Raw genomic sequence first — 25,974 nt, 5'->3', positions numbered from 1 at the left:
AAAACACCTACTATGCAAATAGGATTAGACTGGCAGCCATAACAACCATTCCGCCAATCATACCATAAATAGCAACGTGGTGCTCTCCATATTTTTCTGCAGTGGGTAGGAGTTCATCCAAAGAAATATACACCATAATTCCCGCAACACCTGCAAACAAGATGCCAAAGACTAAATCATTGAAAAACTGCATCAAAATAAAATAACCAACGATTGCACCAAGGGGTTCAGACAAGCCGGAAAGGAAGGAAAGCTTAAACGCCTTTAGTTTGTCTCCTGTGGCAAAATAAATAGGCACAGAAACAGCAATTCCTTCTGGAATGTTGTGAATTGCAATTGCCACAGCAATGCTAATGCCCATTGCAGGATCTTGAAGTGCACCTACAAAAGTTGCCAACCCTTCGGGAAAGTTATGAATCGCTATCGCCAGTGCTGAAAACAAGCCCATACGCATAAGAGCATGATTTTCAGACCTTTCTTTTGCTGTCACACCATAGCCTTCACTTTCTTCGAGTTCCTTTAAATCACTAATTTTTGAAAGGTCATGCATTTCATGTGGGTTTTCATAACTTGGAACAAATTTATCAATAAGTGCTATCAGTGCAATCCCGCCAAAAAAAGACACTGTTGTAAGTAGAAATCCCTGTTTGGCCCCTAAAATTGCTTCCAAAGACTCTCTTGCCTTAACAAAAATTTCAACCAAGGAAACATAAATCATGACACCTGCTGAAAACCCAAGGGCTGCAGATAAAAACTTCTTATTTGTTTGTTTGGTATAAAACGCAAGCGCACTTCCGATACCAGTTGATAAGCCTGCAAATATTGTTAATCCAAATGCAAATACTATTTCTTGTGTTGATGGATTCATTTTTGAATCACCTCTCTTTTATGAATTTTATAAAGCATACTGCTGGCGAGCGCTGTCAAAGGAATCGTAAACAAAATCCCAAAACTGCCTGCAAGTGCCTGTAAAATTTCGACGACAACAAACTCACGATTTACAAGCGCTTCAAGTGAAGGGCTATAAACCGTCAAGATTAAAATAATGGATAGAGAACTACCAATATAAGCTAAAATCAAGGTGTTGGACATTGTACCCATGATGTCTCGTCCTATCGTCATACCTGATTTAAAAAGACTAGAAGGTGTTACGTCATGTACTTGATCTTGGAGCTCATATAGTGATGCCGAAATAGACATCGCAACATCCATAACTGCACCCATTGCACCAATCAAGATGGCCCCAAAAATAATGCCTTTTAAGTTGATTGGATTCTCTGGATTCATAAGCATTAAATACATGGATTCATCATCTATCAACCCTGTTAAATGCAGAGTATTTCCCATGATAAGCACAAGAATAGCAGCCACTGAAATGCCACCCAAACATCCAATAATTGCAGAAGTTGTTTTAATATTGGCACCACTCACCACAACCAGTGTCATTAGTGTCATATAAATCATAAGCAAAAAAGTGAGCCCATAAATATTGACGCCTGCCAAAATTCCTGGAATATACACATTGAAAATTGCCAAAACCGTCAAAACAAGGGTTACAAGTGTTTTAACCCCCTTTAATCTACCAAATACAATCAGGAGAACAGCAAACATACCACCCAGCAAAATGAGTTGATTGGTCCTAACATACTCTTCAAACACCCAATCCGTGTTGAAATCAGAGTTGTGAAAATTCACAAGCGTAATGCGATCTCCAACTTCAACCTTCTTTACCTCCCCAAAATTTTGAACATCTAGAGTCTGAATGGCTACTACTTCAGTCCCTTCTAATGGGCCACCCGTCACATTTACTCTAAATGCAATCTCTTGATAAGGTGTGTTGCTGTATTCATTTTCCGCATCATAGACGCCAATAATTTCTGTGACAATTCCTTTTAAACTTTGGCTCTCCAACGTTTCGGTCTCGCCTTGTTTTTGAGGACTGAGTGCGTCTACCCACATACCGCCAAGCCAAATAAATAGAACAGATACTATAATTGTTACAGGGACAACCCACTTGTATTCTCTTTTAAAATTCATTCTGTCTTCCTCCGCTGTTATTATGGATGCTTTCCCTTTTATTATATCAAAATTGAAACCTATTTAAACAAAAAGGTGTGCGCATTTATGCACACACCTAAACCTTAAGAAAAATTTTTACATTCTAAACTTCTTGATGTCTTCTCTCAATCGATTAATATCCGCTAGGAAGTCTTCAATATCATGTTCATGTTCCAATTCATCATTTAGAATCTGAACTGCCATTTGATACGTTGAGTGATCCTTGCCATATGTGAAGTCTGCTATCTCTTCATATCTCTGGATCGCGCAACGCTCACCCTCAAGATTTTGTTTCAAGATTTCTTCAATGTAAGGATCTGTTGGTTCTTCATAAGCACATCTGGCAAATTTTGTCCAATCAGCTGGGTTCAATACAGGTGTGCCACCAAGTTGAATAATTCGATCAACAACCAACTCAGCATGGGCAAGTTCTTCTGTTGCATGCAACAATAATTCAGGTTCCACTTCACTACGCATTGGCCCTTCAATCATGCGTGCACCAATCCAATATTGGTAGTAAGCCAACCACTCTTCAGCCAAGGCTTCATTTAACATCTGAATCAATTTTTCTACTTCTAATTTTGAAATTTCAACTGCTTTTTTTCCCATTTGTAATAGCCTCCTTATACTAAACTAATTTGTTCAAACTATAACATAGTATACCCATTCAACTGTTATTTTAACATTATATTTCGACTTTTTCAAATAATTCATTGTCGATTTTCAAGTGTATAATAAATAAGGGGAACCACAATCAAGGTCAATAATGAGGATGTCATTAGCCCGCCCATCAGCGCCATTGCCATAGGTGTGAAAAAAGAACTTCCAGACAGGGCTAATGGTACAAGACCAATAATGGTCGTCGTTGTGCTAAGCATAATCGGTCTAAATCTCTTTTCCACAGAATCTATACACGCATCGTATAACGTCGCACCAGTGCGCCTATCTCGGTTGATGTATTCAATCAATAAAATCGCATTGTTAACCACAATTCCAATTAAACTGGCCACCCCAAGTCCAACGGTAAACGTAACATTCATATCAAACACCAATAAAATCACCACAGATCCTACAATGGAAAGCGGAACTGTTGATAGAATAATCACAGGTTGTACAAGTGAATTAAATTGAATCAATAGAATGACATAAATGATAACGACTGCAAAAATTGCCGCATCGAGGAGTCCTGAGATATACTTCTCAATCGTTTCTTGATCCCCACCAAAGTCAATGGATACACCACTAAGATCCATTTTATCCAATAACTCTATCTGTATTTTTTTCTGCAAATCAACACTGGAATATCCAGGGCGCACATCACAACTTACTGAAACAGATGGCAAACGGTTAAACCTCTTAATCATACTAAATTCAGGATCCAAACTTACATTTGCAAATTGTTTAAGAGGCACTTTCTGATTTGTAAAACTCGATTTTATGTCCAGATTCAAAACATCTGAAATGGTCTCCACATCATTTTGAACGACAACATCATACGTGTTGCCCTCTTTTTGAAATACTGTTGCCACCATCCCGTTGAGCGCAAGGTTCGTCTGATACTGGATGTCATATTTGGTAAGCCCAAAATTCATTGCAATATCATCTTCAACATTTATTTTATACTGGTATCCCAGTTGTGGCTGATCATTTACAATATTTATAGTTGCATCACTGGCCAGCAAGTATTCATAGATAGCCTTTGAAACGCGATCCACATCTTCGCGATAAGCACCCGAAACTTTAAGATCCACTGCAGGTCCTGGCTGGTTGATTTCAATCAAATAAACGGTTCCATAGCCACCACTCACTTCATTATCCAACTTAGATTGAAGATAAAAAGCAAATGCCTCTCGATCTTCAAAGCGATTGCTCTTTGATAAATCTATATCAAATAACAACTGGGCATAATCATCTGAAGGCGGTTTAACACCAACCGTTAAATAAAACTTTGGAAATCCACCCCCAATTGAAGTGTTAACGGTTCCCACTTCTGGTTCCGCGTCCAATATTTCTTTTAAGGATTGCGCCAAAGCCTCTGTATAGTGTTGATCTCCACTCTTTTCAGAGTATAAATCGATATAAAGCAAATCCTTATCGGCATATGGAAAAAGATCTACGGTAAGGTGAAGGACACCATATGCCGTTCCAGCCAGAATCATAATAATGCTTACAAAAGCTACAAATCTACGCTGAATAGCCCCTTTTAGAACGGCTTCAAATATATGACGTAATCTATTTTGGGGTTTGCGTTTTTCCACTGGTCTCGCTCTAAAGAATAAACTCCCCAGTGCAGGTGTCACAAACATTGCCACAAGATATGAGGCGATGAGGGAAATAATAACAACCTGTGGCAATGATTTTGCAAATTCTCCAGCTTCTCCAGGAAGTGTCATTAAAGGGGCAAATGCTGCAATTGTTGTAAGTGTGGAGGTCAGTACCGGTATAGACGATTCAATCGTTCCAGAATAAGCTGCATCCTGTATGGCCATGCCGTCATTTAACTTAACTTGAATTGCATCGCTAATAACAATAGAATTATCCACAAGAATTCCAAGTGAAATAATAAGGGCCGCTATTGACATTTGTTGAATATCAATTCCCAAAAGATACATTGCACCCATGGTAATGGCTACCGAAAGGGGAATTGTGGCCGAAACAACTGCTGCGTTCCGAATTCCCATCCCAATAAGCACCACAAACACTACAAATCCTACCCCTTGCAAGAGATTCACCATAAATGTTTTGACGGACTGGTCCACTTCTTGTGGTTGATACAGCACTTCATGAATATTTAATTCTTCTGGAAAGGTTTTATTCAAGCGATCAATCGTCTCCCGAACTTCGTTGCCAACGAGTATCACATTTTCATTCTCTTTAAAGTAGGCTGTAATGAGAACGGCGTTTTCATCTTCATGCTTAAACCTATGAAAAGACGGGTTATAGCCAAACTCAATCGTTGCAATATCCTTTAATCGAACCAAACCTCCGGTTTCTTCAGAGCCGTACACAATCATATTCCCAATATCCTGTATGGATTCAAAACCTTTAGGGGATTTTACACCAATTTTACCACTCTCTGTTTGAATATCGCCTGAAGGTATAGACACATTTTGAGCCATAATCAAATCCATGATGTCCTTGTTAGATAACGGCAATTCACTTAACATGGCTGAATTCAAAGTAACTTGAATCTCTTTTTGAGGTCCTCCTTCAATTTCAACTTTTTGAATGCCAGAAACCTGCTGAAGAGATTCTTTGTAATGCGTTGCCATGGATTCCAGTTGCTCATAGGTGTAGCCTTCTCCTGACAAACTCATAATAATACCAGCAGATGTCGTGAGCTCCGTATCAATTTGATAAGGCATCACATTAGCAGGTAGATCGGCTTGAATACCCTCTAAAAGGACACGCATGCGCTCCCATTGCTCTTTATAGTCCACCTCATAGTTTAAAGTAATCAGAACTATAGACACATTTGGATTTGAATAAGATGTAATGTATTCAATACCATCCAAAGTTGCCACTTCATTTTCTATTTTTTTAGTCACCAATTCTTCAACTTCAGAAGCAGTCGCACCAGGATATACTGTTATAATCTGTGCAACAGGGCTTGACGTGTCTGGATTTTCCTGTTTGGGCACAAAATAATAAGCGTATACGCCATAGGCGAGTATGAATAAGGACAACAAAATTGTCACTTTCCTCTCACGAAGCGCCATATGAATCCACTTATTCATTTTCAGCCTCCTTGAATGTAACCTCCTGTCCTTCACGTACAAAAGCGTTTCCAACCACAACAACGCGGTCTCCCACTTCTAGACCATCTACACGCACAAAAGCATCATTAAGTTCATGAAGGACTAAGTTGCGCCGTTCTATCCTGTTCTGATCATTTACAATATATACATAATCCTGTCCATCATTTTGAACATTTAATATGGGAAGCCAGATTCCGCTAACTGTATCTAAGTAAATTTTAACCTCACAAATTTCCCCAATTAAAAAGTTCTTAAGACTAAAAATTTCCACACTTGCTTGATAAGTTCTTGAGCTGGCATCTGGCAGTCGATCTATACCCAAGAGTTCACCTCTGTATACTGCATCACCTGCTAGTATTTCAACTCTGAAGACATTGCTATCATCTACGCGCGAAACATCGGCCTGCGTCATTCCAAATGAGGCGATTTGACCCTCACTTCCAATAATTGCAAAAACAGAATTTGCCTGACCCCAATTGCCCTCACTTACCCCCAATTGAACCACATACCCATCATCTGGCGCTAGCAAATCCACTTGAGTTTGACCTATGGGATCTTCAAAAATACCGATCACCTGACCCATTTCAACAAAATCACCTGGTTTCACGTAGGCAGACCTCACACGTCCATCAGAAGGAAGTATGACTGGTGTCATTTGCTCAGATGTGATATTGCCAATGTAGCGAATCACTTCATCAAATGACGCCATTTCAACAGAACTAACTTCAACATTTCGAATTTTTTCCCCCGAAACGGGCGTCACTTTTTCCGTACACCCCACAAGCATCGTCAAACTCAAAACAAGAACGCTTAAAATTAAATGTTTCCCTTTCGTTTTCATATCTATTCACTCCTAATTTGCATTAAATGTCTTATGTCTCTTTTATCCCCTTTTTCCATAAAATCAAACTTAAAAACGCATCTACAACTCAAAGAATCATAGATGCGTTTCATGTGCTTTAAATAAAAGCTCTATTTGATTTCAATAACATCATAACCTGCATCGTCTATAACTTCAATCAATTGCTGATTGGATAAAGATGAATCACTCTCTACAACGGCCTTGCCTTCTGCAAGAATTACTTCAGCAGAGTGTACACCCGCCACGTTATTCAGCGCATTTTCTACCCTCATTTTACAATGGTTACAGGACATACCCTCAATCATAATTTCACGTTTCATAACGCCTCCTCACTCAGTCATAACTAGCCTTTAACGACAATATTATATATTTTACCTGGCACATAAATCTCTTTAACAACTGTTTTTCCTTCAGTAAATTGTTGAATCTTTTCATCCTTAAATGCCAAGTCATGGGCCATTTCTTTGGTGCCATCAACGGAAATCGTTATTGTACCACGTACTTTTCCATTAATTTGAACTGCCATTTCCACAACAGTGTCAACGACTTTTTCAGAATCAAAAATAGGCCAACTTTGATCCGTTACCATACCACTGTACCCAACACTTTGCCACATTTCTTCTGTAATATGTGGGGCTACTGGATTGAGCAAAATCAAAAACGTCTCTAGGTCTTTTTTTGTAATCTGTGATTGCTTTTTAAAGTCATTCAAAAGACTCATCATCGCCGCTATTGCAGTGTTGAACTTAAGAGATTCAAAATCTTCAGATACTTTTTTTATGGTTTTATGGATTGTCGTTTCCAGCGTTTTTGAATACTGGTTGTCTTCAGAGAGATCTTCCATCAAAGACCAAGTTCTGTCTAAAAACCTTCGGCACCCTTTTACACTATTTTCCGACCATGGAACACTTTTCTCAAAATCACCAATAAACATTTCATACAGACGAAGCGTGTCTGCACCAAAAGCTTCAATGATCTCGTCTGGATTTACAACATTTCCTCTGGATTTGGACATCTTCTCGTTGTTTTCTCCCATAATCATGCCATGAGATGTCCGTTTCAAATAAGGTTCTTTGGTATTAACCACACCAATATCAAAGAGGAATTTATGCCAGAATCTAGAGTATAAAAGATGAAGTGTTGTATGTTCCATACCACCATTGTACCAGTCAACAGGCATCCAGTAATTGAGCGCATCCATATCAGCAAACGCCTTGTCATTATGCGGGTCACAATATCTCAGAAAATACCAACTTGACCCAGCCCATTGTGGCATTGTGTCTGTCTCTCGGTGGGCTTTCCCGCCACATTTTGGACAAGTTGTATCAATCCAATCTGTCATTACAGCTAAAGGTGATTCCCCATTATCTGTTGGTTCATAGCTTTCTACTTCTGGAAGTGTCAATGGCAGTTCACTTTCCGGAACCGGTACCCATCCACACGTCTCACAGTGTACCAAAGGTATAGGTTCGCCCCAATACCGTTGACGTGAAAACACCCAATCTCTTAATTTAAAATTAATTTTACGAACCCCAATTTTATTGGATTCAATATAGTCTGCTATTTTTTCCTTTGCCTCTTGAACACGCATACCATTAATCAAAGGCGAATTTACAAGAACACCATCCTCTATATCATCATATGCAGCTTCTGATACATTGCCACCTGCTACAACTTCCACTATCGGTAAATTGAACGCTCTGGCGAATTCCCAGTCTCTAGAATCATGACCCGGAACTGCCATAATTGCACCAGTTCCATAGGACATCAAAACATAATCTGAAATCCAAATTGGGATCTGCTTTTCCGTTAAAGGGTTGATTGCTGAAACACCTTTAATTTCAACACCTGTTTTGTCCTTGTTTATTTCTGTTCTTTCAAAATCTGATTTCAACCTAGCTTCCTCGCGGTATGCCATCAAATCATCAAAATTTGAAATCTGATCTTTATACGTATCCAACATTGGGTGCTCAGGACTAACAACCATATAAGTTGCCCCATAGAGCGTATCTGGCCTGGTTGTAAATACTCTAAGTTTCTCCCCCACTGTTGTGGCAAAATCTATTTCCATTCCTGTAGATCGACCAATCCAATTGATTTGTTGTGTTTTAACACGTTCAATGTAGTCAAGATCACTTAAGTCATCAATTAATCGATCTGCATACGCTGTGATTTTTAGCATCCACTGAGACTTCGCACGTTTCACAACCGCACTGCCGCACCGTTCACATACACCGCCTACAACTTCCTCATTGGCAAGGCCAACCTTGCAAGATGTACACCAGTTTATGTCCATTTCTTTTTTATAAGCAAGACCTTTTTCAAATAATTTAATAAAAATCCACTGTGTCCATTTATAATAATTGGGGTCTGTTGTGTTGATTTCACGAGACCAGTCAAAAGACATACCCAAACTTTTCAATTGTTCTTTGAATCTTTTAATGTTTTCTTCTGTAACACTTGCTGGATGAACCTTATTCTTGATTGCATAATTTTCAGTTGGAAGTCCAAAAGCATCCCAACCCATTGTGTACAGAACATTATAGCCTTCTAATCGTCTTTTTCGAGCGACGATATCAAGCGCTGTATAAGGTCTTGGATGCCCCACATGCAACCCTTGACCAGATGGATACGGAAACTCTACCAGCGGATAATACTTAGGCTTGGTATAGTCATTGAGTGCTTTAAATGACGCCTTTTCATCCCATATATCCTGCCACTTTTTTTCTATTTCCATGTGACGATACTCCATGTTAATCCTCCTCCAATTTTTTTGCAAAAAAATAAGGGTCCTTCGTTAGAGACGAAGAACCCGCGATACCACTCTAATTGATTGCCTTTCATGCAATCCCCTCAAAGCTTTTAACGGGGCTAACCGGCCAAGTTGGACTTGACAGCTCATGGACGAGTTCAGTTATGCCTTCCACTGTTTTTCACCACCCAACAGTTCTCTAAGCGAAAGCTTTACCCTACTACTTCCAATCGTAGCGTTTACATTTATTCAATTATTATATTATAGAACAGTATATTTTTCAACATATTTCATCAATTGTTCTTGTGAAAGTTGTGTTGCATCTAAAACAACAACTTCCCGATCACCAGAGCCATAAAACGAAACAGGTTCAATTTCTTCATATGCGCCATCACCACTTCTGATAATGGACACACGCACCTTCCTTATGGCATCATCCACAGTCACAACATCATAGCCTAAAGCTTCTAATTTCTCCTGTGTCCGGCTCATCCCCTTTTGCACAGCAACTACTTTTGGATTTTCACTGTACTTTTTAACATATTTCAAGATTTCTTCATCGGATAACTTTGATGCATTTAACAAAATCATGGCCTTTTCACCTGTTCCATAAAATGTTACAGGATCAATTTCTTCATAAGCTTCATCCACATCATTTATGACAGTAATGCCAATGCCCTTGCCGCCATCCCCGTATCGAACGGTCTGATATCCTTTTTCTGTCAACAGCGTTTCTATATTTTCCAAACCTCTTTGAATTGCAATTTTCATAATGTCTCCCCCTTCCATCTTTATTATGTTATACCCAACTTTTATAAAAGATTATCTTATAATCAGTTTTTTCTATAGATGTTTTTTTTCTATTGAAAACACCTATGTGTTATAATGAACAAAAAAAGGAGATCTTATGGGAAAAATAGTCTGGAAACCTGGGACCATGGTCTACCCACTCCCTGCTGTTCTTGTGAGCTGCGGGACCATGGAAGCGCCAAACTTAATTACAATTGCATGGACTGGAACCCTATGTACCAATCCTACAATCGTTTATATTTCTGTACGTCCCGAACGGCTGTCTTATGATTTGATAAAAAAAACAGGTAATTTTGCCATCAATCTCACAACAACAGATATGGTACGTGCAACGGATTACTGTGGCGTAAAATCAGGTAGAGACGTTGACAAATTCAAGGAAACTGGACTAACCCCTATTCAAGGCCAATGTTTGGATATCCCTATAATCAAGGAATCACCACTTGCTTTGGAATGTGAACTGATGGAAATTAAACCACTGGGATCCCATGATCTTTTTATAGCAAAGGTTATTGGCGTTACTGTTGAAGACAGTTTCCTCGATGAAAGCGGTAAATTTAGATTAGACCAGGCAGGATTAATTGCTTACAGCCACGGTGCCTACTATGAACTCGGAGAAAAGCTTGGCACTTTTGGGTATTCCATTATGAAGAAAAAAACACGCATTCGAAAACAAAAAAAGTCAGGAGGCCGACGTGTTTAAAAGACCTATTATTTACTTAGACCTTTACACCAGTGCTGAAGATTATGCAAGTTTATTGGACCTTATAGAGGGTTATACCTCAAGATGTGAACCGATTACAAGAATTCTTAAAGACTGGACATTACCCAAAGGATTTTATGACACGTTAATTGTAGACTACGTACATTTGCTTGATCTCAAACAACCGCTTTCAACGCTTTACAAAGTTTATGCGCAAGTTATTGTAATCAATGTCCCAGATGATCCCTCGGTACTTGAAAACTTGTATGAATCCGGCATCCAGTTGTGGGTAAAAGACAGTGCCTCAAAATACGATATGAAGATTCTATTCGATCAGAGTTTAAACACAAAATTGCTTCAGGATGAAAATAAGGCCCTGTATCGTATCATTGACAATGCTCAAAATTCAATTGTCATAACAGACAAAAAAGGAAACATTGAATTTGCCAATCCATATTTTGAAAAAACTACCGGCTACACAACGGAAGAGTTTATTTCAAAGTCTCCCAACGTTATTAAAAGTGGCTTTCATGAGGACCCCTTTTACAAGGACTTATGGGAAACCATAAGCACAGGCAAAGTTTGGGAAGGTATTTTTGTCAACAAAGATAAATATGACAACCGATTCTATGAAGAATCCACCATTACACCGCTCAGGAATGCCCATGGCGAGATAATGAATTTCGTTAAGATTGGTAAAAACATTACCAGAGAACGCCTTCTCCTGGATGAGTTGTCAAAAGAAGTCAAACTCGCAAAAACCGCCATTCAAGGATTGTTTCCAGATGCTTATACAGATGATTTCGTTGATTTCGATTATAATTTAATGCATTACAACGAACTGGGTGGGGATTTTATTTTCTTTGACAAAAACAATTTGGGTAAGTATCATTTTGTTTTGATTGACGTAATGGGGCATGGTTTATCTTCGTCAATGATTGCCATTACCATGTCACAAATATTCAAAGACTATATTAAATTTAAAACACTTGAAGAAAGTGTTGATGCTGTTAACGACCACCTGTGTACTTTAAATGAGGAAGATCCTGAACGCAGCAAATATATGACTGGTATTTTCATGGAAGTGGACCCCAGCCAAGATAGCCTTAAACTAATCAATGCGGGCCACATGGATGCGATATTACTGAAAAAAAACGGGGCATCGGATCCAAAACCATCCAACAATCTCATTATGGGGGTTATGCCTCAAAAACACACTGCTTATACCTTGAAACTTTCAACTTACACACGCTTTCTTTGTTTTACGGACGGTCTATATGAAAGTTCAAACATTGAATACGAAGACGCGCTCGCTCAAATTCAAACTGCCTTTGAGGAGCGTGCCACAGATCGGTTTTTTTCAGTTCTCTATCAAAACTTTAACATAGATAAAACACTTAAAGATGACGTCACAGTGTGTCAAATGGTTTTCAAAGATTTTCCAGCAAGTCTGAGCAAGTCCTGAATGCCTTTGGTTGCATCCATTAAATCACTAATAGACACATCATAATTTAACCGATTAATAATCCTGGAGATATAGAAGGACATATCCACTTCTTTTAACCAGGGTTCTTTTTTTACATCTTCAGGAATATAGGACAGGTTCGTTGTGTATAATTTATGGAAAAGCCCCTGTTCATAATACGCTTTAAACTTTTCTACCCCCTCAGTAAAAAGTGCAAATGTCGTAGCGACATATACTTTCCCTGCCTGTCTCTTTTTGAGTTCCTGCATAATATCAAACACAGATTCCCCTGATGCAATCATGTCGTCAACAATCAGGATATGACTCTCTGAAACATCCCGCCCAATGTATTCATGCTGTACAATGGGATTTTTGCCTTTGACGACCTTACTATGGTCCCGTCTTTTATAAAACAACCCTATATCATATCCAAGAACACTTGAATAGTATATGGCCCGATCCATTGCCCCTGTATCTGGGCTAATAATCAGCATGTCCTCGTGAACCGCTCTTTCAGTATCTAGAAAACTCTTAACAATATCAAAAGTCGGATAAAGATTTTCAAATGAAATCAATGGGATTGCATTTTGTATGGTAGGGTCATGGGCATCAAATGTTAAAATATCATCGACCCCAAGTTTTTCGAGTTCTTGAAGTGCCATGGCGCAATCTAGGGATTCCCGGCCCTTTCTACTATGTTGTCTGGATGCATACAAAAGTGGCATTAAAATAGTAATGCGCCTTGCTTTACCAGCCATGGCAGAAAGGACGCGTTTTAAATCTTGTATGTGATCATCTGGACTTTTTCTATTTTCATGACCATAAAGCATATAGGTCATGCTGTAATTGCCAATATCCGTTAAGATGTAGATGTCTTTTCCACGCACTGTTTCTTCAATAAAAATCTTTCCTTCACCATTGGAAAATCGTATCTCTTTTTTTTGAATTCGATAAGTTTCTGGAACAACAGTTTCAGCCTTTGCTAAATTTTTACGCATTTGTATTAAATACTGATCCACTTTTTCACCCAATTCAGCACAATTGTCCATCACAATAAGCCCTAACTCTCCAAAAGGATCATGTTTTAAATAATCTTCTCTTTGCATAAGTAATCCCCCTATGTACATTCTATTACTATTATTACACAAAACTTTAAAACTTCAATCAAAAAGCCCAGATACACTAAGATGCATCCGGGCCTTTTCATGGTGCGAGATAAGGGACTCGAACCCCTGACTTTTTCCACGTCAAGGAAACACTCTACCATCTGAGTTAATCTCGCGCATTAACTGCTTTTTAATTATGCCACAATTTATACGTGTAATCAATTCTTTTTTATATCTCAAATCTTACAATTTCACCTTCAACAATCCGCTTAAATAAACCTGCTCCACCTTCAGCAACGCGCATTGATTCTTTAACTGCAGGCAGAACTCTCCCAGCTTTTACATGTTCAAATTTAGCCAAAACTCGAAAATTAATGTCCAAGTACAGGACATCAATTTCAAACTTCATATTGAAAGTATGCACTTGATTGCACGGCTCTATCAACAACACTTCCCGACGATTTGGCTTACTTACAAACATATAGCCTTTTAGCCTTTTTATAAATGTATTTGCCCGAACGATCGTGTCAACTTTAATAATTTGCATCCCATCACCTAAAATCCTGTCATAATCTGAATTAAAGCGGGCCCCAAAATCACCACAAATATAGCAGGGAAAATAAAGATAACCAGTGGAAACAGCATTTTAATAGGCGCTTTCATTGCTTTTTCACGAGCAGCTTGTTTTCTTTTTTCCCTTAATTGGTCCCCTTCGATTCTTAAAACTTTTCCAAGACTTACACCCAGTTCATCCGCTTGAATTAAAGCAGACATCAGCGTGCTAATTTCATGTATGCCACACCTGCCTCAACGCTAACTGTGATCAAATCCAACGCATAGGGCAGTTCTCTAACCATCTCCACATTTCGGCTGTCAATAGATTTTTGAGAGGTCAATTGGATCAGGCATAGTTCCTCCTTTTATCTAACAAATACTTTTATAGAATAAATATACCACTTTTTTTTAGTCCTATTCATAAATAAACTTAGGCTAAATGGGTATAGATATTTGAAAGACTGAAAAGGAGAAAGTTAATGGTGGATAATTACTTGAATGAAGAAACTTTAGAGTGGCGAGAATTGCTTATGATTCATAAATTTGCAGTTGATGAAATGCGTACAAGACTGAATAACTTAGATGAAGAATTTCAAACCATGCACGATTACAACCCCATTGAACATATTAGCTACCGCGTTAAAAACCCAGACCGAATCCGAGAGAAACTAGAACGTATTGGTTTTGACCCAACTGTTGAAAATGCTAAAGAACACCTATTCGATGTTGCTGGTATTCGAATTATTTGCGCTTTTACAGCCGATATTTTCGATGTTTTTAAAATGATTGAAGCACAGTCAGATTTAAAAATACTCCAAGTAAAAGATTATATAGCAGCGCCAAAAGAAAATGGTTATAAAAGCCTACACGTCCATGTTCAAATCCCAGTTTATTTAAGCAAAGGTGTCATTGAAACACGTGTGGAAATTCAACTCAGAACAATTGCAATGGATTTTTGGGCCAGTGTAGAACACAAACTCTATTATAAATACAAGGGAAAATCACCAACCACCATACAAGCAGAATTGAAAGAATGTGCAGATTTGATTTCCGAACTTGATAACCGGATGTATACACTCAAAAAATTGATTCTATGTTTAGAGAACAATTCTGAAGAAGTGTGTCTTAACGACTTATATGTCGATGAATATTTCAAGGAGGCCTGATTATGTCCATGCAAAAAATGCACCTTAGGGCAAAACTTGCAAGAGGAGACGCGCCTACTGCACTGGTTTTAAAAAATGCAAAAGTCATAAACGTATTTAACGGAAAGATTACGCAAGATGACATTGCCATTGATGGCGGAAAAATTATAGGCATCGGAAATTATACTGGTGAAAGGGAAATCGATTTAGAAGGAAAATTTGTAGCACCTGGATTGATTGATGCACACATGCATATGGAGTCTACTTTAGTGGCCCCAGATCAAATGGCCCGAATTATTGTCCCCCGGGGAACAACCACTGTCATTGCTGACCCCCACGAAATAGCAAACGTTGCCGGTCTAGCAGGCATTAGATATATGATTGAAGCCAGCGAAAAAACAGCTTTAAATGGTTTTTTTATGATGCCATCGTGCGTTCCTGCAACCCCATTTGAAAATTCAGGCGCTGTGTTAACACGCGATTCATTGGCAGAACTAATTGACCATAAAATGGTTCTTGGTCTTGGTGAAGTGATGAACTATGTGGGTGTTATCAATGGCGATCAAGATATGATTGAAAAAATGGAGTTAGCCAACCATATGATCATCGATGGTCACGGTCCTGAGATTTCCGGAAAATCTTTAAACGCTTATGTCATCAATGGCATTCGAACCGAACACGAGTGTACCACAGTAGCAGAAATGGAGGAACGTATCGGTCTAGGGATGTACATAGCCATTCGGGAAGGATCTGCCGCAAGAAATTTGGACACTTTGATTCAAGGCGTTAATACACATACAAAGCACCTTTGTATGTTTTGCACCGATGACAAACATCCAGAGGACATTCTCCGCGAAGGCCATATTGATTACAATGTCAGACGCGCAATTGAACTTGGTATGGACCCCATTACAGCACTTCAACTCGCTACAATTAACCCTGCAAGATGCTATAATCTAAGAGACATAGGGGCAATTGCACCTGGCTATGACGCTGATCTCATTATTTTAGATGATTTAAACAGCTTCAACATTGTCCAAGTTTATAAAAAAGGCTCTCTTGTGGCGGACCACAAAAAAGCCTTGTTTGATTCTCAAAAAGTAGATCCATCCAGTGTTATGAACACTGTTAAAATCAAATCTGTTACCCCTGAACAATTTAGAATTAAGCTGAATTCAGATTTGGTCAATGTCATCCACATGACACCAGAATCCATTGTCACCAACCGAGCCGTAAGGCGCGTTTACTTAGATTTAGACGGCTATTTTACACCTAATAAATTATTAGATGTTGTCAAGATAGCCGTAATTGAACGCCACGGAAACACACACAACATTGGGCTGGGTCTGATTGAAAACTTTAACCTTAAAAATGGCGCTATTGCCACTACAATCGCCCATGATTCGCACAATATTATCGTTATAGGTGATTCAGACAGTGACATGGCTGTTGCGGTGAACGAACTTATTCGGGTACAAGGTGGCATTACCATCGCACAAAACGGCGCTATAAAAGCAACTCTTGAGCTTCCAATCGCCGGGTTAATGTCCACTGACTCTATGGAAAACGTTTCTGAAAAATTATCAGAATTGAGGAAAATTGCCTATGAGTCTTTACAAATATCAAACAAAGTCGATCCATTTATGACTTTAAGTTTCATGGCGCTTCCCGTTATTCCCGAACTGAAAATCACAGATCAAGGATACTTTGATGTCACAAGCTTTGACTGGATTGGTATCGAAGTTGAAGGTTAATCAATTAAACTTTCATAGCGTGAATATGCTTTCTTCACAGCATCATGCCACGAAAAATAAACTGTATCTGCTGCATGTTCACCAATTCTTTTAAGTTGAAGGCGGTCCTCCGATAACGCCTTCAATTTTTTTGCAATTGCTTCAACGGATTCCTCTACAACAACCCCTGCGTAATCTGGTTCAATGCCTTCAGCAGCACAGCTGCCCTCAACCAACAAACTTGGACAAGCACAAGCCGCAGCTTCGCGTACAACAATCCCATTTGTATCATATGTGGATGGGAACATAAAAAGATCTGCTCGACTATAATAATCACGAAGGGCCTCACGGCTTAAAACTGGACCTGCAAACACGCAACTTGCATCTAGTCCTTGTTCCCTTACATAGGCTTCAATGTCGTGTCGATCTGCGCCATCACCCACAAAAATCATTTTAAAGTCTGTTTCAAGATCTTTTGCCATTTTAAGTGCATCCACAATCAATTTAATATTTTTGTACCACATCATGCGTCCAACAAATAAAAAAACAAGTTGATCTTCTGAAAGTCCAAACTGGTTATTTAGGGCCGCTATTCTATTTTTATCAGACTTACCCTTTTTAAAATCTGTGCCATTTGGCATGATCTCATAAGAACCTGTATATCCTATAGATTTTAAATTTTCACCTGCACCTTCAGATACAACCCACACTTCATTGCTGGCATTGATATTTGCCAAAATAAATTTTATGGATGCCTTACGCATTGTTTTTGTTGCAATGCGTTTTTGTATGTCTATATCAAATTTAGTGTGGTATGTAAAAACAATAGGTGTTTTGGTGTATTTTCTAACAACTCGAGCCAATACCATGGACACAAAAGGGCTATGAACGTGTATGATGTCGAACTTTTTTTTCCGAAGCGCCACTATCAATTTGGGATTAAAAGGATACCCCACACGGTAGCCAATACGATTGCCTATGTATGCACTGGCATAACGTACCACTTGAAACGGATACACATCTTTCACATTTGGATACTTTGGTGTCGCTACAATGGCATTTCCAAAATTTTCATGGATTTCTTTTGCGTAATTGAAAACTGTATTTGCAACACCATCTATTGTTGGTGGAAATGAATCATTAAAAAGACCCACTGTTAATTTTTTCATATAATCCCCCGTTCTTATCTACATTTGATTTTAACAGATGCCACTTAATACTCAAGTAAAAATTTGATTAAAATTATAAATATGGGGTACTAATAAAATAAGCAAAGCAAAGAAAACTTTGCGGCGCAAAGCTATAGGGTCTAAACAAACAGTTCGTCGATTAATTGTTTGCAAGACAGCCAGCTACCAAAAAACTTTTCGGTATTAAAAGCAAATCCTGGGAAACCACGAGGCGCAAAACTAGAAGGGCCTAACTTGAAACTCCGTCGCGCTTTCAGAGGCGTATGCTTTAATAAGCGGATACGATTCAATATGGCAGCCAGTTACCGAGAAAAGTTTTTTTGTGCCATAAATTCGTTAATTCATCAAATCATTGGGTATGTATTCTTTAGAAAAATATATAATAAGGGAGATGTTTATGTTGCTGAATCCATTTAAACAAAAAAGAGAAGAAGAAATGAAACAAATGAAGGCAGATGCTGCGAAGAAAGCCGGCTTTGCATTTGTTGTGGGAAGTGCAATTGGTACAGTTGCTGCCCTTTTCACTGCACCAAAATCTGGCAAAGAGCTCCGCAAAGACGTAAAAGACACCGCAGTAGCCGGTGCCGATAAAGTAAAAGAAGGCGCTGAAGTGCTGGCTGTCAAAACCGCTGAAGCTTTAGAAGAAACAGTAGAATTTGGGAAAAATGTAAAGACGAAATTCCATAACATCAATAAAAAAGAACCTGTAGACAAGGTTAAAGATAAAATTGATGCGGTGGAAGACAGTGCTAAAGATGCAGTAGAAGATGCTGCAGATGTGGCAGAAGATGCCGCTGAAGCTGTTGACGAAAAGATTAATGGATAAAAAGAAAAGTCATTTGTATGTCGATCCATACAAATGACTTTTTTTATTTTTTGCGCTCTATCCAATAAACATAGGGGGCACTCTTCGGTTGATTTGCAAATTGATACTTCGTAACGTGATATGTCCTGGTATCCAGTGTCTCAAAATAGGGGTCAAGGACTGCCTGTTCTTTTTTACCAGATTCATGACCACTATAAATGCTCACTGACATGATTCCACCAACTTTTAGAAGTTGAAGGCCTTGCCGTATGCTCATAAGTGTCGAATCAGGCGCTGTGGATACAGTTTTATTTACACCAGGCATATAACCCAAATTATAGACTATAAAATCAATGGAATCCTTATCAAACATTTCAAGTAAACAGTCATGAGACATGTGAAACAACTTATAATTCCTGTAGCCTAAATGACGCAATTTATCACGTGTCATTACAATTGCATCTTCTTGGACATCAAATCCGAACAACTGACCTGTCTTACCAATGGCCTGAAGGATGCGCTGAGCATCATACCCATTTCCAAGAGTGGCATCAATTGCAACCATTCCTTCGTGCAAAACTTGATTTAGCATCATGCTATTAAAATCAGTTAAGTTTCGAATAACAGACATAAGCCACCTCTAAAATTTAATTTGACAAGTTGACTTCTTGTCCGAACATCCGCTACAACCTGCACATTTCCCTTTTTTAAGGTCTGAAAACGCTCTTTTCCCAGCCAATAAAATAATACCCGCAAATATCAATCCAATAACCAAAGTACCCATTTTTACCTCCTAATCCTCTAGACCAAGTGTGGTTCTTTTACGGTCCGCTTTCTTAATTAAAATAAATAACCCGATTGAAAGTCCAGCTAATAAAACCATCCCCGGTACAAAACCTGTAATTGGTGCGCCGTATATAATTAAGGAGCCTATTTGTGCAATCAAAGTTGCCACTGCAAATCCAACTGCAAACTGAAAACCAAGTCCCTTGAAAAGCCATTTTTTCGAGCCCATTTCACTGTTCATCGCACCTATTGCAGCAAAGCATGGTGGTGTAAATAGATTGAATGCCAAGTACGCATAGGCTGTAACCGGTGTGAAGAATTCAGTTAGTACACCTCCAGGCATGTGCAAGGCATCTTCAGACGCTGCAAGCAGTAGAATTGCAAACGTAGATACGACATTTTCCTTGGCAACAAACCCTGTTATCGCTGCAGCCCCAAGTTGCCAGCCCACAAAACCCATTGGAATAAGCAATGGCCCAATCCAGGTCCCAATAGAGGCCAATATGCTCATGCTTTGATCTTCAACTGGTATAAGAGACCAAGAATAAGCCTGCATAAACCAAACCAAAGTATTCATGACCAAAATAATCGTTGTTGCTTTGTAAACGAATCCTTTTGCTTTATCAAGCATTTGAATGAAAGCATGTTTTAGACTTGGTAGTTTATATTCTGGGAGTTCAAGAATAAAACTCGATTCTGCTTCCCAAACAAAAATACGTTTTAATATAAGGCCACTTATAATAATGACACCAATCGCCAAAATATAGACACTCGGTCCTACCCAACTTGAACCTGGGAAAAAGACGGCTGAAAACAAAGCAATTATAGGCAGCTTTGCGCCACAGGGTACAAATGGGGTTAAGATTACTGTCATTCTTTTTTCGTTCATGTCCTCAATTGTCCGCGTCGCCATAACGCCCGGTATAGAACATCCTGATCCCACTATCATTGGAATAATAGATTTTCCTGAGAGTCCTATTTTTTTGAAATAACGGTCCATAATAACTGCAACTCGAGACATATAACCACTGTCTTCCATTAGCGCCAGCAAAAAAAACAATACCATGATTAGTGGTAAAAACCCAACAACAGCGCCAACACCACCAAGAGCACCTTCAACAATTAAATCTTTAAGGATTGGATTTACATTTATGCTGTCCAGAAAATTTGTTACAACCGTAGGAATAACTTCACCAAATAGGGTGTCGTTAAAATAACCCGACAAGAAGCCTCCCGGCCCTTCAATTGCCAGAGAATAAACAGCCCACATCACCAAAAAGAATATTGGAAGTCCCCAAATTTTATGTGCCACTATACGGTCTACCTTATCCGAAAACCGAACAGTGGTTGCATCTCTTTTTTGAACAAAAGTATGTTTCGCAATTTCTTTGACAATTTTTTGTCTATCCGTATCAGAAGTTTCAACGGTCGTCAGCTGATACGTCAATTTGTTGATTTTACATGCTTCAGCAGCTATTTCAATAAGATTTTTCAATCCCTTTTCCGTAACCGCAACAGTTTGTACAACCGGAACACCCAGCTGACTGGATAACTTTTCAACTGAAATTTCTTCACCGCGTTTGTCTATAACATCCCCTTTGTTTAAAGCAACTACAACAGGGATGCCAATTTCTAAAAGCTGTGTTGTAAAGAATAAACTTCTTTCTAAATTAGCGCCATCAACAATATTAATGATCACATCCGGCGAAGCTTCTACCACAAAATCTCGGGTAATGGCCTCTTCACTGGTAAACGGTGCAATGGAATATGCACCCGGGAGATCAACAACTTTTATGATCTCATGATTTAGTTCATACTTTTTTTTGAGTCTTGCTTCTTTTTTTTCTACTGTTACGCCTGCCCAATTGCCTACATATTCTGTTTTGCCAGTAATGGCATTGAATAAAGTGGTTTTTCCAGAATTGGGATTTCCGGCTAATGCAATCTTCATTTCGACCCCCTAAAGTCTGTTAATGATAATCATTTTCACATAAAAGGCTGAAAAAAAGCCGTTTTCACGGCTAATGCTTCTTTAGTGTTCTGCTAATATGATGTTTTTAGCCATGGCCTCGTCTATGGCATAACGGCTATCTTTAATGTTGACGACATAGTTCCCGGCCAAGATTGAAATCAACGTGATTTCTTCCCCTTCATAACAGCCAAGGCTAAAAAGGAATTTCTTTATCTTTTCTTTTCCTTCAATTCTAGCAACATTTCCCTTATATCCGATTCCTGCTTTTGACAAAACCATAAGCTCACCTTCCTCATATCATTTATGCCTTTTATTGATAAAGATTATCATAATCGACAGAGGGCGTCAATAGTTTTGAATACAATTTAACAATTAATTTTCATTCTCAACTGTAAGATCGGTTTCTTCTTGAGCTTTCCCCAAGTAGCTTGGAATATTAAGTCCCGCCATACCAAAAAGTTCATTAAGTGGTGGTACAGATTTCATCATACCTGAAACGAATTTTGCTGTGTTGGTTGTGCCATCTTCGCCTCCAAGATTATCCCAAACAGTGACTTTATCAATCTTGATGTTTTTAATGGCCTCAACTTGTTTTTCAATGAGTTCTGGTAATTTGTCTACAATCATGAGTTTCATTGCTGCATCTGCATCTCCAGCTGCTTCTACAAGTGCTTTAAAACCTTCAGCCTGTTTCATAAGCATCTCATTAATGCCGCGTGCCTCTGCTTCCAGTTTCATGTAAATCGCATCTGCATCCCCTTTAGCTTGTCTTCTAATGCGTTCAGCTTCTGCTTCTGCCGCAATCTCAATACGTTGTTTGTCAATTTGTGCCTGAACCAGTTGATCGGCTTCAGCTGTGGCTTTTTCAAGTTCAGCTCTTGCAACTTCAGCTTCGCGTTCTGCAACATAAGATTCTTCAAGCGCCTTTGCCTGTTGAATTTTTTCTGCTGCAATGGCTCGCTTGTTGGCTATTGCCTCCATTTCACGTCGAGTTGCATCAGATTCCGCCACTTTAATTTTGGACTGGTTCTCCCCTTCAACTGCAATGGCATTTGCATCTGCAACCTGTACCCTTTGGTCCATTACCGCTTGCGCTTCACCAATTGAACCATCTCTTGTTTTTTGTGCCACAGAAATTTTAGCATCATTTACCGCTTTCGATGCAGCTTCTTTACCCAATGCATCAATATAACCGGACTCATCGCTAATATCCGTCACGTTAACGTTGATAAGTCTTAGACCTATCTTCTTAAGTTCAGACTCCACATTATGTGACACTTCCTCTAGGAACTTATCCCGGTCTGTGTTAATTTCTTCAATATCCATGGTTGCAACAACCAATCTAAGTTGACCAAATATAATATCCTTTGCCAATTCCTGAATCTCAGCTAATTTAAGCCCCAAGAGTCTTTCGGCAGCATTTTGCATCACATCAGGCTCTGTACTAATTCCAACAGTAAACCGTGATGGCACGTCAATTCGAATATTTTGTTTAGACAGTGCATTTTGGAGATTCACTTCAATCGAAATTGGCGTTAAATCCAAATATTCATACGCCTGAATAACTGGCCAAACCAGTGTTGCACCACCATGAATACACTTAGCGCTCTTGATTCCAGTTGCATCTGAACCTACTAAACCATACTTGACCAAAATCTTATCAGACGGACATTTTTTGTAACGCGACAGAAGCGCCACAAGCAATCCAAAGACGAAAATAACCGCCAATGATATGAAAATAAGACCAAAAAAATTACCTTCCATTGTTTTCCCCCTTATGATTTGTTTTTGCTACAATTAACTTCGAAGGTGGTAGTACACCTACAACTTCTACCTCAGTCCCTGTTGACAGAACAGAAACTTCATCTGTAACAGCTTCAAGTTCTCTTAACCCGCCTTGAAGATTAAGTAACACTTTCCCACTTCTTTTTCGTTCCCCAGCAATTGGAATGTAAACTTCACCGACAAGACCAATCGCAAGCTTCAAGTCCATGTTCCCACTGCGCTGCATCTTTGCAATTAAAAAGAACATTCCCATTGAAATCATCACAAACAAAATGCCAACTGCCACTGAGACAATTACAGTTAAAATGATTCCAAATCCGCTGGCATTCATCCACAAACCACTCCAACCAAAAAAAGTGAAAAATGCTACCAGATTACGAACTGAAAAAATGGTAAAATGACTGCCACCTTCTATCTCAACATCACCATCGCCATCATAATCTACATCAATTTCACCACTGGCACCTAAAAAAGTCATAATGGTTTGAATCACTAAAATAATGGATGCCGGAACTGCTACATACAAATAAAACTGTTCCAATAAGTCCACCTCCTTGTAACTAATAGTATCATTAAAGATTGGATCAGGTATTAAAAATCGCTTAAATAACTATTAATTGAAACGCTATAAGCATAAGTGCAATATCGGCAATTGCATGTGCAACCCATGAGTAAATAATTGTTCCACTGGTCCTGTCCAAAAAAGCAAATCCCAATCCACTCATAAATAATCCCACCAATGCCAAAAATGTAATTTGGTCATTAAACCAGGTCTGAAAAATACCAATATGATATAAGGCGAATAATAGGGCAGAAAAAACATATGCCATTTGCTTATATCCTTTTTCATAAAGTTTTAAAAAAACATAGCCTCTAAAAAAAAATTCTTCAATAAAAGAATTTAAGACGATTACATAGACACCAACACTTAAAGCAATTGGAAGTGTCACTGAGTTCTGCGCCTCAATGGTTTTTACAATATACGCCGAGTCAATTAAAGGGAGCAAACTCCAATAAGTCCCTATAATTGTAAAAAAGAAAATCATACCCATGCCTATGCTAATGATCAAGTCCCTTTTTCTAATTTTATATTTTTTGAGTTGAATCAGACGACCCATACCTTCTGCAGCAAGCAATTTATAGTATAGAAACGGAGCCCCCGCAAAGACAGCCCATTTAATGATATTTTTGACCCAATAGACTGGATCTATAACTTGATTTACAATATACAGGATTAAAATTGTTAAAATGGAAGACAAACTAATAAATTTTCTTTCCATAATTTCCTCCGCAGTGGGTATAAGACTTGACACATATATACCCAAACACAAAAGGAGAACACGTATGAATCAAAAATATGAAAAACCATCCCTTGAGACTTTAAAAGAAAAATTAGAGCCATTTCAATTTGAAGTCACTCAAAAAAATGGAACCGAGCCCCCTTTCAAAAACAAATACTGGAATTTCTTTGAAGATGGCCTCTATGTGGATGTTGTTACAGGCGAGCCACTCTTTTCTTCAAAAGACAAATTTGAATCTTCTTGTGGATGGCCAAGTTTTACCAAACCTATACAAAAAGAGCGGGTCCGGTATGTGGAAGATTTTTCCTTTGGCATGCACAGAATCGAAGTGAAAAGTCAGTCTGGCAACTCGCATTTGGGACATGTTTTTAATGACGGTCCAGAAATTCACGGTGGAATGCGTTATTGCATCAACTCTGCCGCTCTAAAATTCATTCCAAAATCTTCTATGCCTGAACAGGGTTACGCCGAATTCTTAAAATTTGTTTAAAGCTTTTCTCTTTCCAATACCGCATATTTCATGATAAAGTAAAAAAAATCTAAATAATACGTGCAATCTACTCATATAACCCTTTAAGCAAGTATTTATAATCGTTAAGCCAAAACCATTCTTTCACCCAATGGGTGAAAGAAAATTGCAGCAAATTAACATCTATTTGTATGTTTTTTGTCTTGTTTGATGGGTAAAAATGTAACAAATAGAGGTGTTGTGAAGGAGATGGCTTATGATAAATAAAATCGAGTTTAAGGCTAAAAATCTTACCTCAAATGCAGGACTTTTTCTGATGCTAGAGAACACTAAAAATAACGGCATTTTTGAGATGATTGAAAATGACCTCACTTTTGAAAGCGCTTCTGTAAACAAGATTAAAATGAATCATGTTAAAACCATGCTCTCTGGTCATTTTATAGGCATAGATAAGCTCGAACGTTTAAAACTTTTAAAGAATGATCCCCTTGTTCGTGAATTCGATATTTCTGTTAAAGAGCCTGAAACCGTGTCGCGTTTTTTAGGCAACTTCAGCTTCAAAACGACGCAAATGTTCAGAGAAATCAACTTCAAAGTCTTTAAAAAGCTGCTTTTTAAAAGTGAATTGACATCCATCACTATTGATATCGATAGCAGTGTCATTAATGTAGAAGGCCACCAAGAAGGCGCTACTAAAGGTTACAATCCTAAAAAGCTGG

Annotated in this window: 26 protein-coding genes, 1 tRNA gene, 2 riboswitches and 1 other annotated feature; of the genes, 7 read left to right on the top strand and 20 right to left on the bottom strand. The window is 38.6% G+C overall.

Annotation, left to right across the window (positions count from 1 at the left end; genetic code table 11):
• Positions 1 to 10 precede the first annotated feature (10 nt).
• The 8 genes from zupT to JOC49_RS02750 form a co-directional block, all read right to left on the bottom strand.
• Positions 11 to 868 carry a zinc transporter ZupT gene (gene zupT, locus JOC49_RS02785; RefSeq protein WP_204662009.1) on the bottom strand — a complete coding sequence of 286 codons (858 nt, stop codon included), beginning with the start codon at positions 866 to 868 and terminating at the stop codon, positions 11 to 13.
• Positions 865 to 2,037, bottom strand: a complete 1,173-nt coding sequence (locus tag JOC49_RS02780; RefSeq protein WP_204662006.1) for a YibE/F family protein — start codon at positions 2,035 to 2,037, stop codon at positions 865 to 867. Before JOC49_RS02780 ends, zupT begins: the two co-directional genes overlap by 4 nt.
• Before the next feature lie 117 nt (positions 2,038 to 2,154).
• Positions 2,155 to 2,667: a ferritin-like domain-containing protein gene (locus tag JOC49_RS02775; protein ID WP_204662003.1), complete on the bottom strand. Its 513-nt coding sequence runs from the start codon at positions 2,665 to 2,667 to the stop codon at positions 2,155 to 2,157.
• A 101-nt stretch (positions 2,668 to 2,768) separates the two neighbouring features.
• A complete protein-coding gene (locus JOC49_RS02770) occupies positions 2,769 to 5,795 on the bottom strand; it encodes an efflux RND transporter permease subunit (RefSeq protein WP_204662001.1) in 3,027 nt (1,008 codons plus the stop codon).
• A complete protein-coding gene (locus tag JOC49_RS02765; protein WP_204661998.1) occupies positions 5,788 to 6,657 on the bottom strand; it encodes an efflux RND transporter periplasmic adaptor subunit in 870 nt (289 codons plus the stop codon). The genes JOC49_RS02770 and JOC49_RS02765 overlap by 8 nt, the downstream gene beginning before the upstream one ends.
• 131 nt (positions 6,658 to 6,788) lie before the next feature.
• On the bottom strand, positions 6,789 to 6,998 hold the full coding sequence (locus JOC49_RS02760; RefSeq protein ID WP_204661996.1) for a heavy-metal-associated domain-containing protein: 210 nt from the start codon (positions 6,996 to 6,998) through the stop codon (positions 6,789 to 6,791).
• Positions 6,999 to 7,021: 23 nt separating this feature from the next.
• A complete protein-coding gene (leuS, locus tag JOC49_RS02755; protein ID WP_204661994.1) occupies positions 7,022 to 9,430 on the bottom strand; it encodes a leucine--tRNA ligase in 2,409 nt (802 codons plus the stop codon).
• A gap of 44 nt (positions 9,431 to 9,474) precedes the next feature.
• Positions 9,475 to 9,673 (bottom strand) — a binding site (T-box leader).
• A gap of 18 nt (positions 9,674 to 9,691) precedes the next feature.
• Positions 9,692 to 10,201, bottom strand: coding sequence for a YkuS family protein (locus JOC49_RS02750; protein WP_204661992.1), 510 nt, complete (start codon positions 10,199 to 10,201; stop codon positions 9,692 to 9,694).
• A gap of 136 nt (positions 10,202 to 10,337) precedes the next feature.
• On the opposite strand from JOC49_RS02750, the gene JOC49_RS02745 reads away from it, so the two are divergent.
• The gene (locus JOC49_RS02745) at positions 10,338 to 10,943 is read left to right on the top strand and encodes a flavin reductase family protein (protein WP_204661991.1); all 606 of its coding nucleotides are present in this window, start codon (positions 10,338 to 10,340) and stop codon (positions 10,941 to 10,943) included.
• Positions 10,936 to 12,408: a SpoIIE family protein phosphatase gene (locus JOC49_RS02740; RefSeq protein ID WP_204661989.1), complete on the top strand. Its 1,473-nt coding sequence runs from the start codon at positions 10,936 to 10,938 to the stop codon at positions 12,406 to 12,408. The genes JOC49_RS02745 and JOC49_RS02740 overlap by 8 nt, the downstream gene beginning before the upstream one ends.
• On the opposite strand, the gene JOC49_RS02735 is transcribed toward JOC49_RS02740, so the two are convergent.
• From JOC49_RS02735 to JOC49_RS02720, 4 genes are all read right to left on the bottom strand, one after another.
• Entirely contained in the window at positions 12,363 to 13,514 is a 1,152-nt protein-coding gene (locus tag JOC49_RS02735) for a ribose-phosphate pyrophosphokinase (protein ID WP_204661987.1), read from the bottom strand. The two genes, JOC49_RS02740 and JOC49_RS02735, sit on opposite strands and share 46 nt — an antisense overlap.
• Positions 13,515 to 13,614: 100 nt before the next feature.
• Positions 13,615 to 13,690 (bottom strand) — tRNA-Val (locus JOC49_RS02730).
• A gap of 53 nt (positions 13,691 to 13,743) precedes the next feature.
• Positions 13,744 to 14,061 carry a DUF192 domain-containing protein gene (locus tag JOC49_RS02725; RefSeq protein WP_204661985.1) on the bottom strand — a complete coding sequence of 106 codons (318 nt, stop codon included), beginning with the start codon at positions 14,059 to 14,061 and terminating at the stop codon, positions 13,744 to 13,746.
• Between the two features lie 8 nt (positions 14,062 to 14,069).
• Entirely contained in the window at positions 14,070 to 14,291 is a 222-nt protein-coding gene (locus JOC49_RS02720; RefSeq protein ID WP_423875172.1) for a type II secretion system F family protein, read from the bottom strand.
• 257 nt (positions 14,292 to 14,548) lie between these two features.
• Between JOC49_RS02720 and JOC49_RS02715 the strand changes: the two genes are divergently transcribed.
• Positions 14,549 to 15,235, top strand: a complete 687-nt coding sequence (locus JOC49_RS02715) for a GTP pyrophosphokinase (protein WP_204661979.1) — start codon at positions 14,549 to 14,551, stop codon at positions 15,233 to 15,235.
• A gap of 8 nt (positions 15,236 to 15,243) precedes the next feature.
• On the top strand, positions 15,244 to 16,968 hold the full coding sequence (gene ade / locus JOC49_RS02710; RefSeq protein WP_204662435.1) for an adenine deaminase: 1,725 nt from the start codon (positions 15,244 to 15,246) through the stop codon (positions 16,966 to 16,968).
• Here the strand turns inward: ade and JOC49_RS02705 are convergent.
• Positions 16,965 to 18,116, bottom strand: a complete 1,152-nt coding sequence (locus JOC49_RS02705; protein ID WP_204661978.1) for a glycosyltransferase — start codon at positions 18,114 to 18,116, stop codon at positions 16,965 to 16,967. The genes ade and JOC49_RS02705 overlap by 4 nt on opposite strands.
• 90 nt (positions 18,117 to 18,206) lie before the next feature.
• Positions 18,207 to 18,307: riboswitch (cyclic di-GMP riboswitch) on the top strand.
• 8 nt (positions 18,308 to 18,315) lie between these two features.
• Positions 18,316 to 18,447: riboswitch (cyclic di-GMP riboswitch) on the top strand.
• 87 nt (positions 18,448 to 18,534) lie between these two features.
• On the opposite strand from JOC49_RS02705, the gene JOC49_RS02700 reads away from it, so the two are divergent.
• On the top strand, positions 18,535 to 18,963 hold the full coding sequence (locus JOC49_RS02700) for a YtxH domain-containing protein (RefSeq protein ID WP_204661977.1): 429 nt from the start codon (positions 18,535 to 18,537) through the stop codon (positions 18,961 to 18,963).
• Between the two features lie 43 nt (positions 18,964 to 19,006).
• On the opposite strand, the gene JOC49_RS02695 is transcribed toward JOC49_RS02700, so the two are convergent.
• The 7 genes from JOC49_RS02695 to JOC49_RS02665 all read right to left on the bottom strand — a co-directional run bounded on the left by JOC49_RS02695 (position 19,007) and on the right by JOC49_RS02665 (position 24,765).
• The gene (locus JOC49_RS02695) at positions 19,007 to 19,573 is read right to left on the bottom strand and encodes a tRNA (mnm(5)s(2)U34)-methyltransferase (protein WP_204661976.1); all 567 of its coding nucleotides are present in this window, start codon (positions 19,571 to 19,573) and stop codon (positions 19,007 to 19,009) included.
• A gap of 9 nt (positions 19,574 to 19,582) precedes the next feature.
• Complete coding sequence (locus JOC49_RS02690) at positions 19,583 to 19,726, bottom strand: FeoB-associated Cys-rich membrane protein (RefSeq protein ID WP_204661975.1); 144 nt, start codon at positions 19,724 to 19,726, stop codon at positions 19,583 to 19,585.
• A gap of 9 nt (positions 19,727 to 19,735) precedes the next feature.
• On the bottom strand, positions 19,736 to 21,679 hold the full coding sequence (gene feoB / locus JOC49_RS02685) for a ferrous iron transporter B (RefSeq protein WP_204661974.1): 1,944 nt from the start codon (positions 21,677 to 21,679) through the stop codon (positions 19,736 to 19,738).
• An 81-nt stretch (positions 21,680 to 21,760) separates the two neighbouring features.
• Positions 21,761 to 21,979, bottom strand: coding sequence for a FeoA family protein (locus JOC49_RS02680; protein WP_204661973.1), 219 nt, complete (start codon positions 21,977 to 21,979; stop codon positions 21,761 to 21,763).
• Positions 21,980 to 22,072: 93 nt separating this feature from the next.
• Positions 22,073 to 23,464 carry a flotillin family protein gene (locus JOC49_RS02675; protein WP_204661970.1) on the bottom strand — a complete coding sequence of 464 codons (1,392 nt, stop codon included), beginning with the start codon at positions 23,462 to 23,464 and terminating at the stop codon, positions 22,073 to 22,075.
• The gene (locus tag JOC49_RS02670) at positions 23,454 to 24,026 is read right to left on the bottom strand and encodes a hypothetical protein (protein WP_204661967.1); all 573 of its coding nucleotides are present in this window, start codon (positions 24,024 to 24,026) and stop codon (positions 23,454 to 23,456) included. The genes JOC49_RS02675 and JOC49_RS02670 overlap by 11 nt, the downstream gene beginning before the upstream one ends.
• A 61-nt stretch (positions 24,027 to 24,087) precedes the next feature.
• On the bottom strand, positions 24,088 to 24,765 hold the full coding sequence (locus JOC49_RS02665; protein WP_204661965.1) for a CPBP family intramembrane glutamic endopeptidase: 678 nt from the start codon (positions 24,763 to 24,765) through the stop codon (positions 24,088 to 24,090).
• Between the two features lie 64 nt (positions 24,766 to 24,829).
• Here JOC49_RS02665 and msrB point away from each other — a divergent pair, with 64 nt between their 5' ends.
• Both msrB and JOC49_RS02655 read left to right on the top strand, forming a co-directional pair.
• Entirely contained in the window at positions 24,830 to 25,276 is a 447-nt protein-coding gene (gene msrB / locus JOC49_RS02660) for a peptide-methionine (R)-S-oxide reductase MsrB (protein WP_204661963.1), read from the top strand.
• Positions 25,277 to 25,511: 235 nt separating this feature from the next.
• Positions 25,512 to 25,974 (top strand): transposase (locus JOC49_RS02655; RefSeq protein ID WP_204661961.1); only part of this gene is annotated, 463 nt, incomplete at its 3' end.

The sequence above is a fragment of the Fusibacter tunisiensis genome, assembly GCF_016908355.1.
Taxonomy (GTDB): Bacteria; Bacillota; Clostridia; order Peptostreptococcales; family Acidaminobacteraceae; genus Fusibacter_D; species Fusibacter_D tunisiensis.
This window is presented reverse-complemented; position numbering and strand designations above follow the sequence as displayed.

Coding starts and splice junctions, on each gene's coding strand:
- zupT (WP_204662009.1), bottom strand. CDS start 868: ATGAATCCATCAACACAAGAAATAGTATTTGCATTTGGATTAACAATA.
- JOC49_RS02780 (WP_204662006.1), bottom strand. CDS start 2,037: ATGAATTTTAAAAGAGAATACAAGTGGGTTGTCCCTGTAACAATTATA.
- JOC49_RS02775 (WP_204662003.1), bottom strand. CDS start 2,667: ATGGGAAAAAAAGCAGTTGAAATTTCAAAATTAGAAGTAGAAAAATTG.
- JOC49_RS02770 (WP_204662001.1), bottom strand. CDS start 5,795: ATGAATAAGTGGATTCATATGGCGCTTCGTGAGAGGAAAGTGACAATT.
- JOC49_RS02765 (WP_204661998.1), bottom strand. CDS start 6,657: ATGAAAACGAAAGGGAAACATTTAATTTTAAGCGTTCTTGTTTTGAGT.
- JOC49_RS02760 (WP_204661996.1), bottom strand. CDS start 6,998: ATGAAACGTGAAATTATGATTGAGGGTATGTCCTGTAACCATTGTAAA.
- leuS (WP_204661994.1), bottom strand. CDS start 9,430: ATGGAGTATCGTCACATGGAAATAGAAAAAAAGTGGCAGGATATATGG.
- JOC49_RS02750 (WP_204661992.1), bottom strand. CDS start 10,201: ATGAAAATTGCAATTCAAAGAGGTTTGGAAAATATAGAAACGCTGTTG.
- JOC49_RS02745 (WP_204661991.1), top strand. CDS start 10,338: ATGGGAAAAATAGTCTGGAAACCTGGGACCATGGTCTACCCACTCCCT.
- JOC49_RS02735 (WP_204661987.1), bottom strand. CDS start 13,514: ATGCAAAGAGAAGATTATTTAAAACATGATCCTTTTGGAGAGTTAGGG.
- JOC49_RS02725 (WP_204661985.1), bottom strand. CDS start 14,061: ATGCAAATTATTAAAGTTGACACGATCGTTCGGGCAAATACATTTATA.
- JOC49_RS02715 (WP_204661979.1), top strand. CDS start 14,549: ATGGTGGATAATTACTTGAATGAAGAAACTTTAGAGTGGCGAGAATTG.
- ade (WP_204662435.1), top strand. CDS start 15,244: ATGCAAAAAATGCACCTTAGGGCAAAACTTGCAAGAGGAGACGCGCCT.
- JOC49_RS02705 (WP_204661978.1), bottom strand. CDS start 18,116: ATGAAAAAATTAACAGTGGGTCTTTTTAATGATTCATTTCCACCAACA.
- JOC49_RS02700 (WP_204661977.1), top strand. CDS start 18,535: ATGTTGCTGAATCCATTTAAACAAAAAAGAGAAGAAGAAATGAAACAA.
- JOC49_RS02695 (WP_204661976.1), bottom strand. CDS start 19,573: ATGTCTGTTATTCGAAACTTAACTGATTTTAATAGCATGATGCTAAAT.
- JOC49_RS02690 (WP_204661975.1), bottom strand. CDS start 19,726: ATGGGTACTTTGGTTATTGGATTGATATTTGCGGGTATTATTTTATTG.
- feoB (WP_204661974.1), bottom strand. CDS start 21,679: ATGAAGATTGCATTAGCCGGAAATCCCAATTCTGGAAAAACCACTTTA.
- JOC49_RS02680 (WP_204661973.1), bottom strand. CDS start 21,979: ATGGTTTTGTCAAAAGCAGGAATCGGATATAAGGGAAATGTTGCTAGA.
- JOC49_RS02675 (WP_204661970.1), bottom strand. CDS start 23,464: ATGGAAGGTAATTTTTTTGGTCTTATTTTCATATCATTGGCGGTTATT.
- JOC49_RS02665 (WP_204661965.1), bottom strand. CDS start 24,765: ATGGAAAGAAAATTTATTAGTTTGTCTTCCATTTTAACAATTTTAATC.
- msrB (WP_204661963.1), top strand. CDS start 24,830: ATGAATCAAAAATATGAAAAACCATCCCTTGAGACTTTAAAAGAAAAA.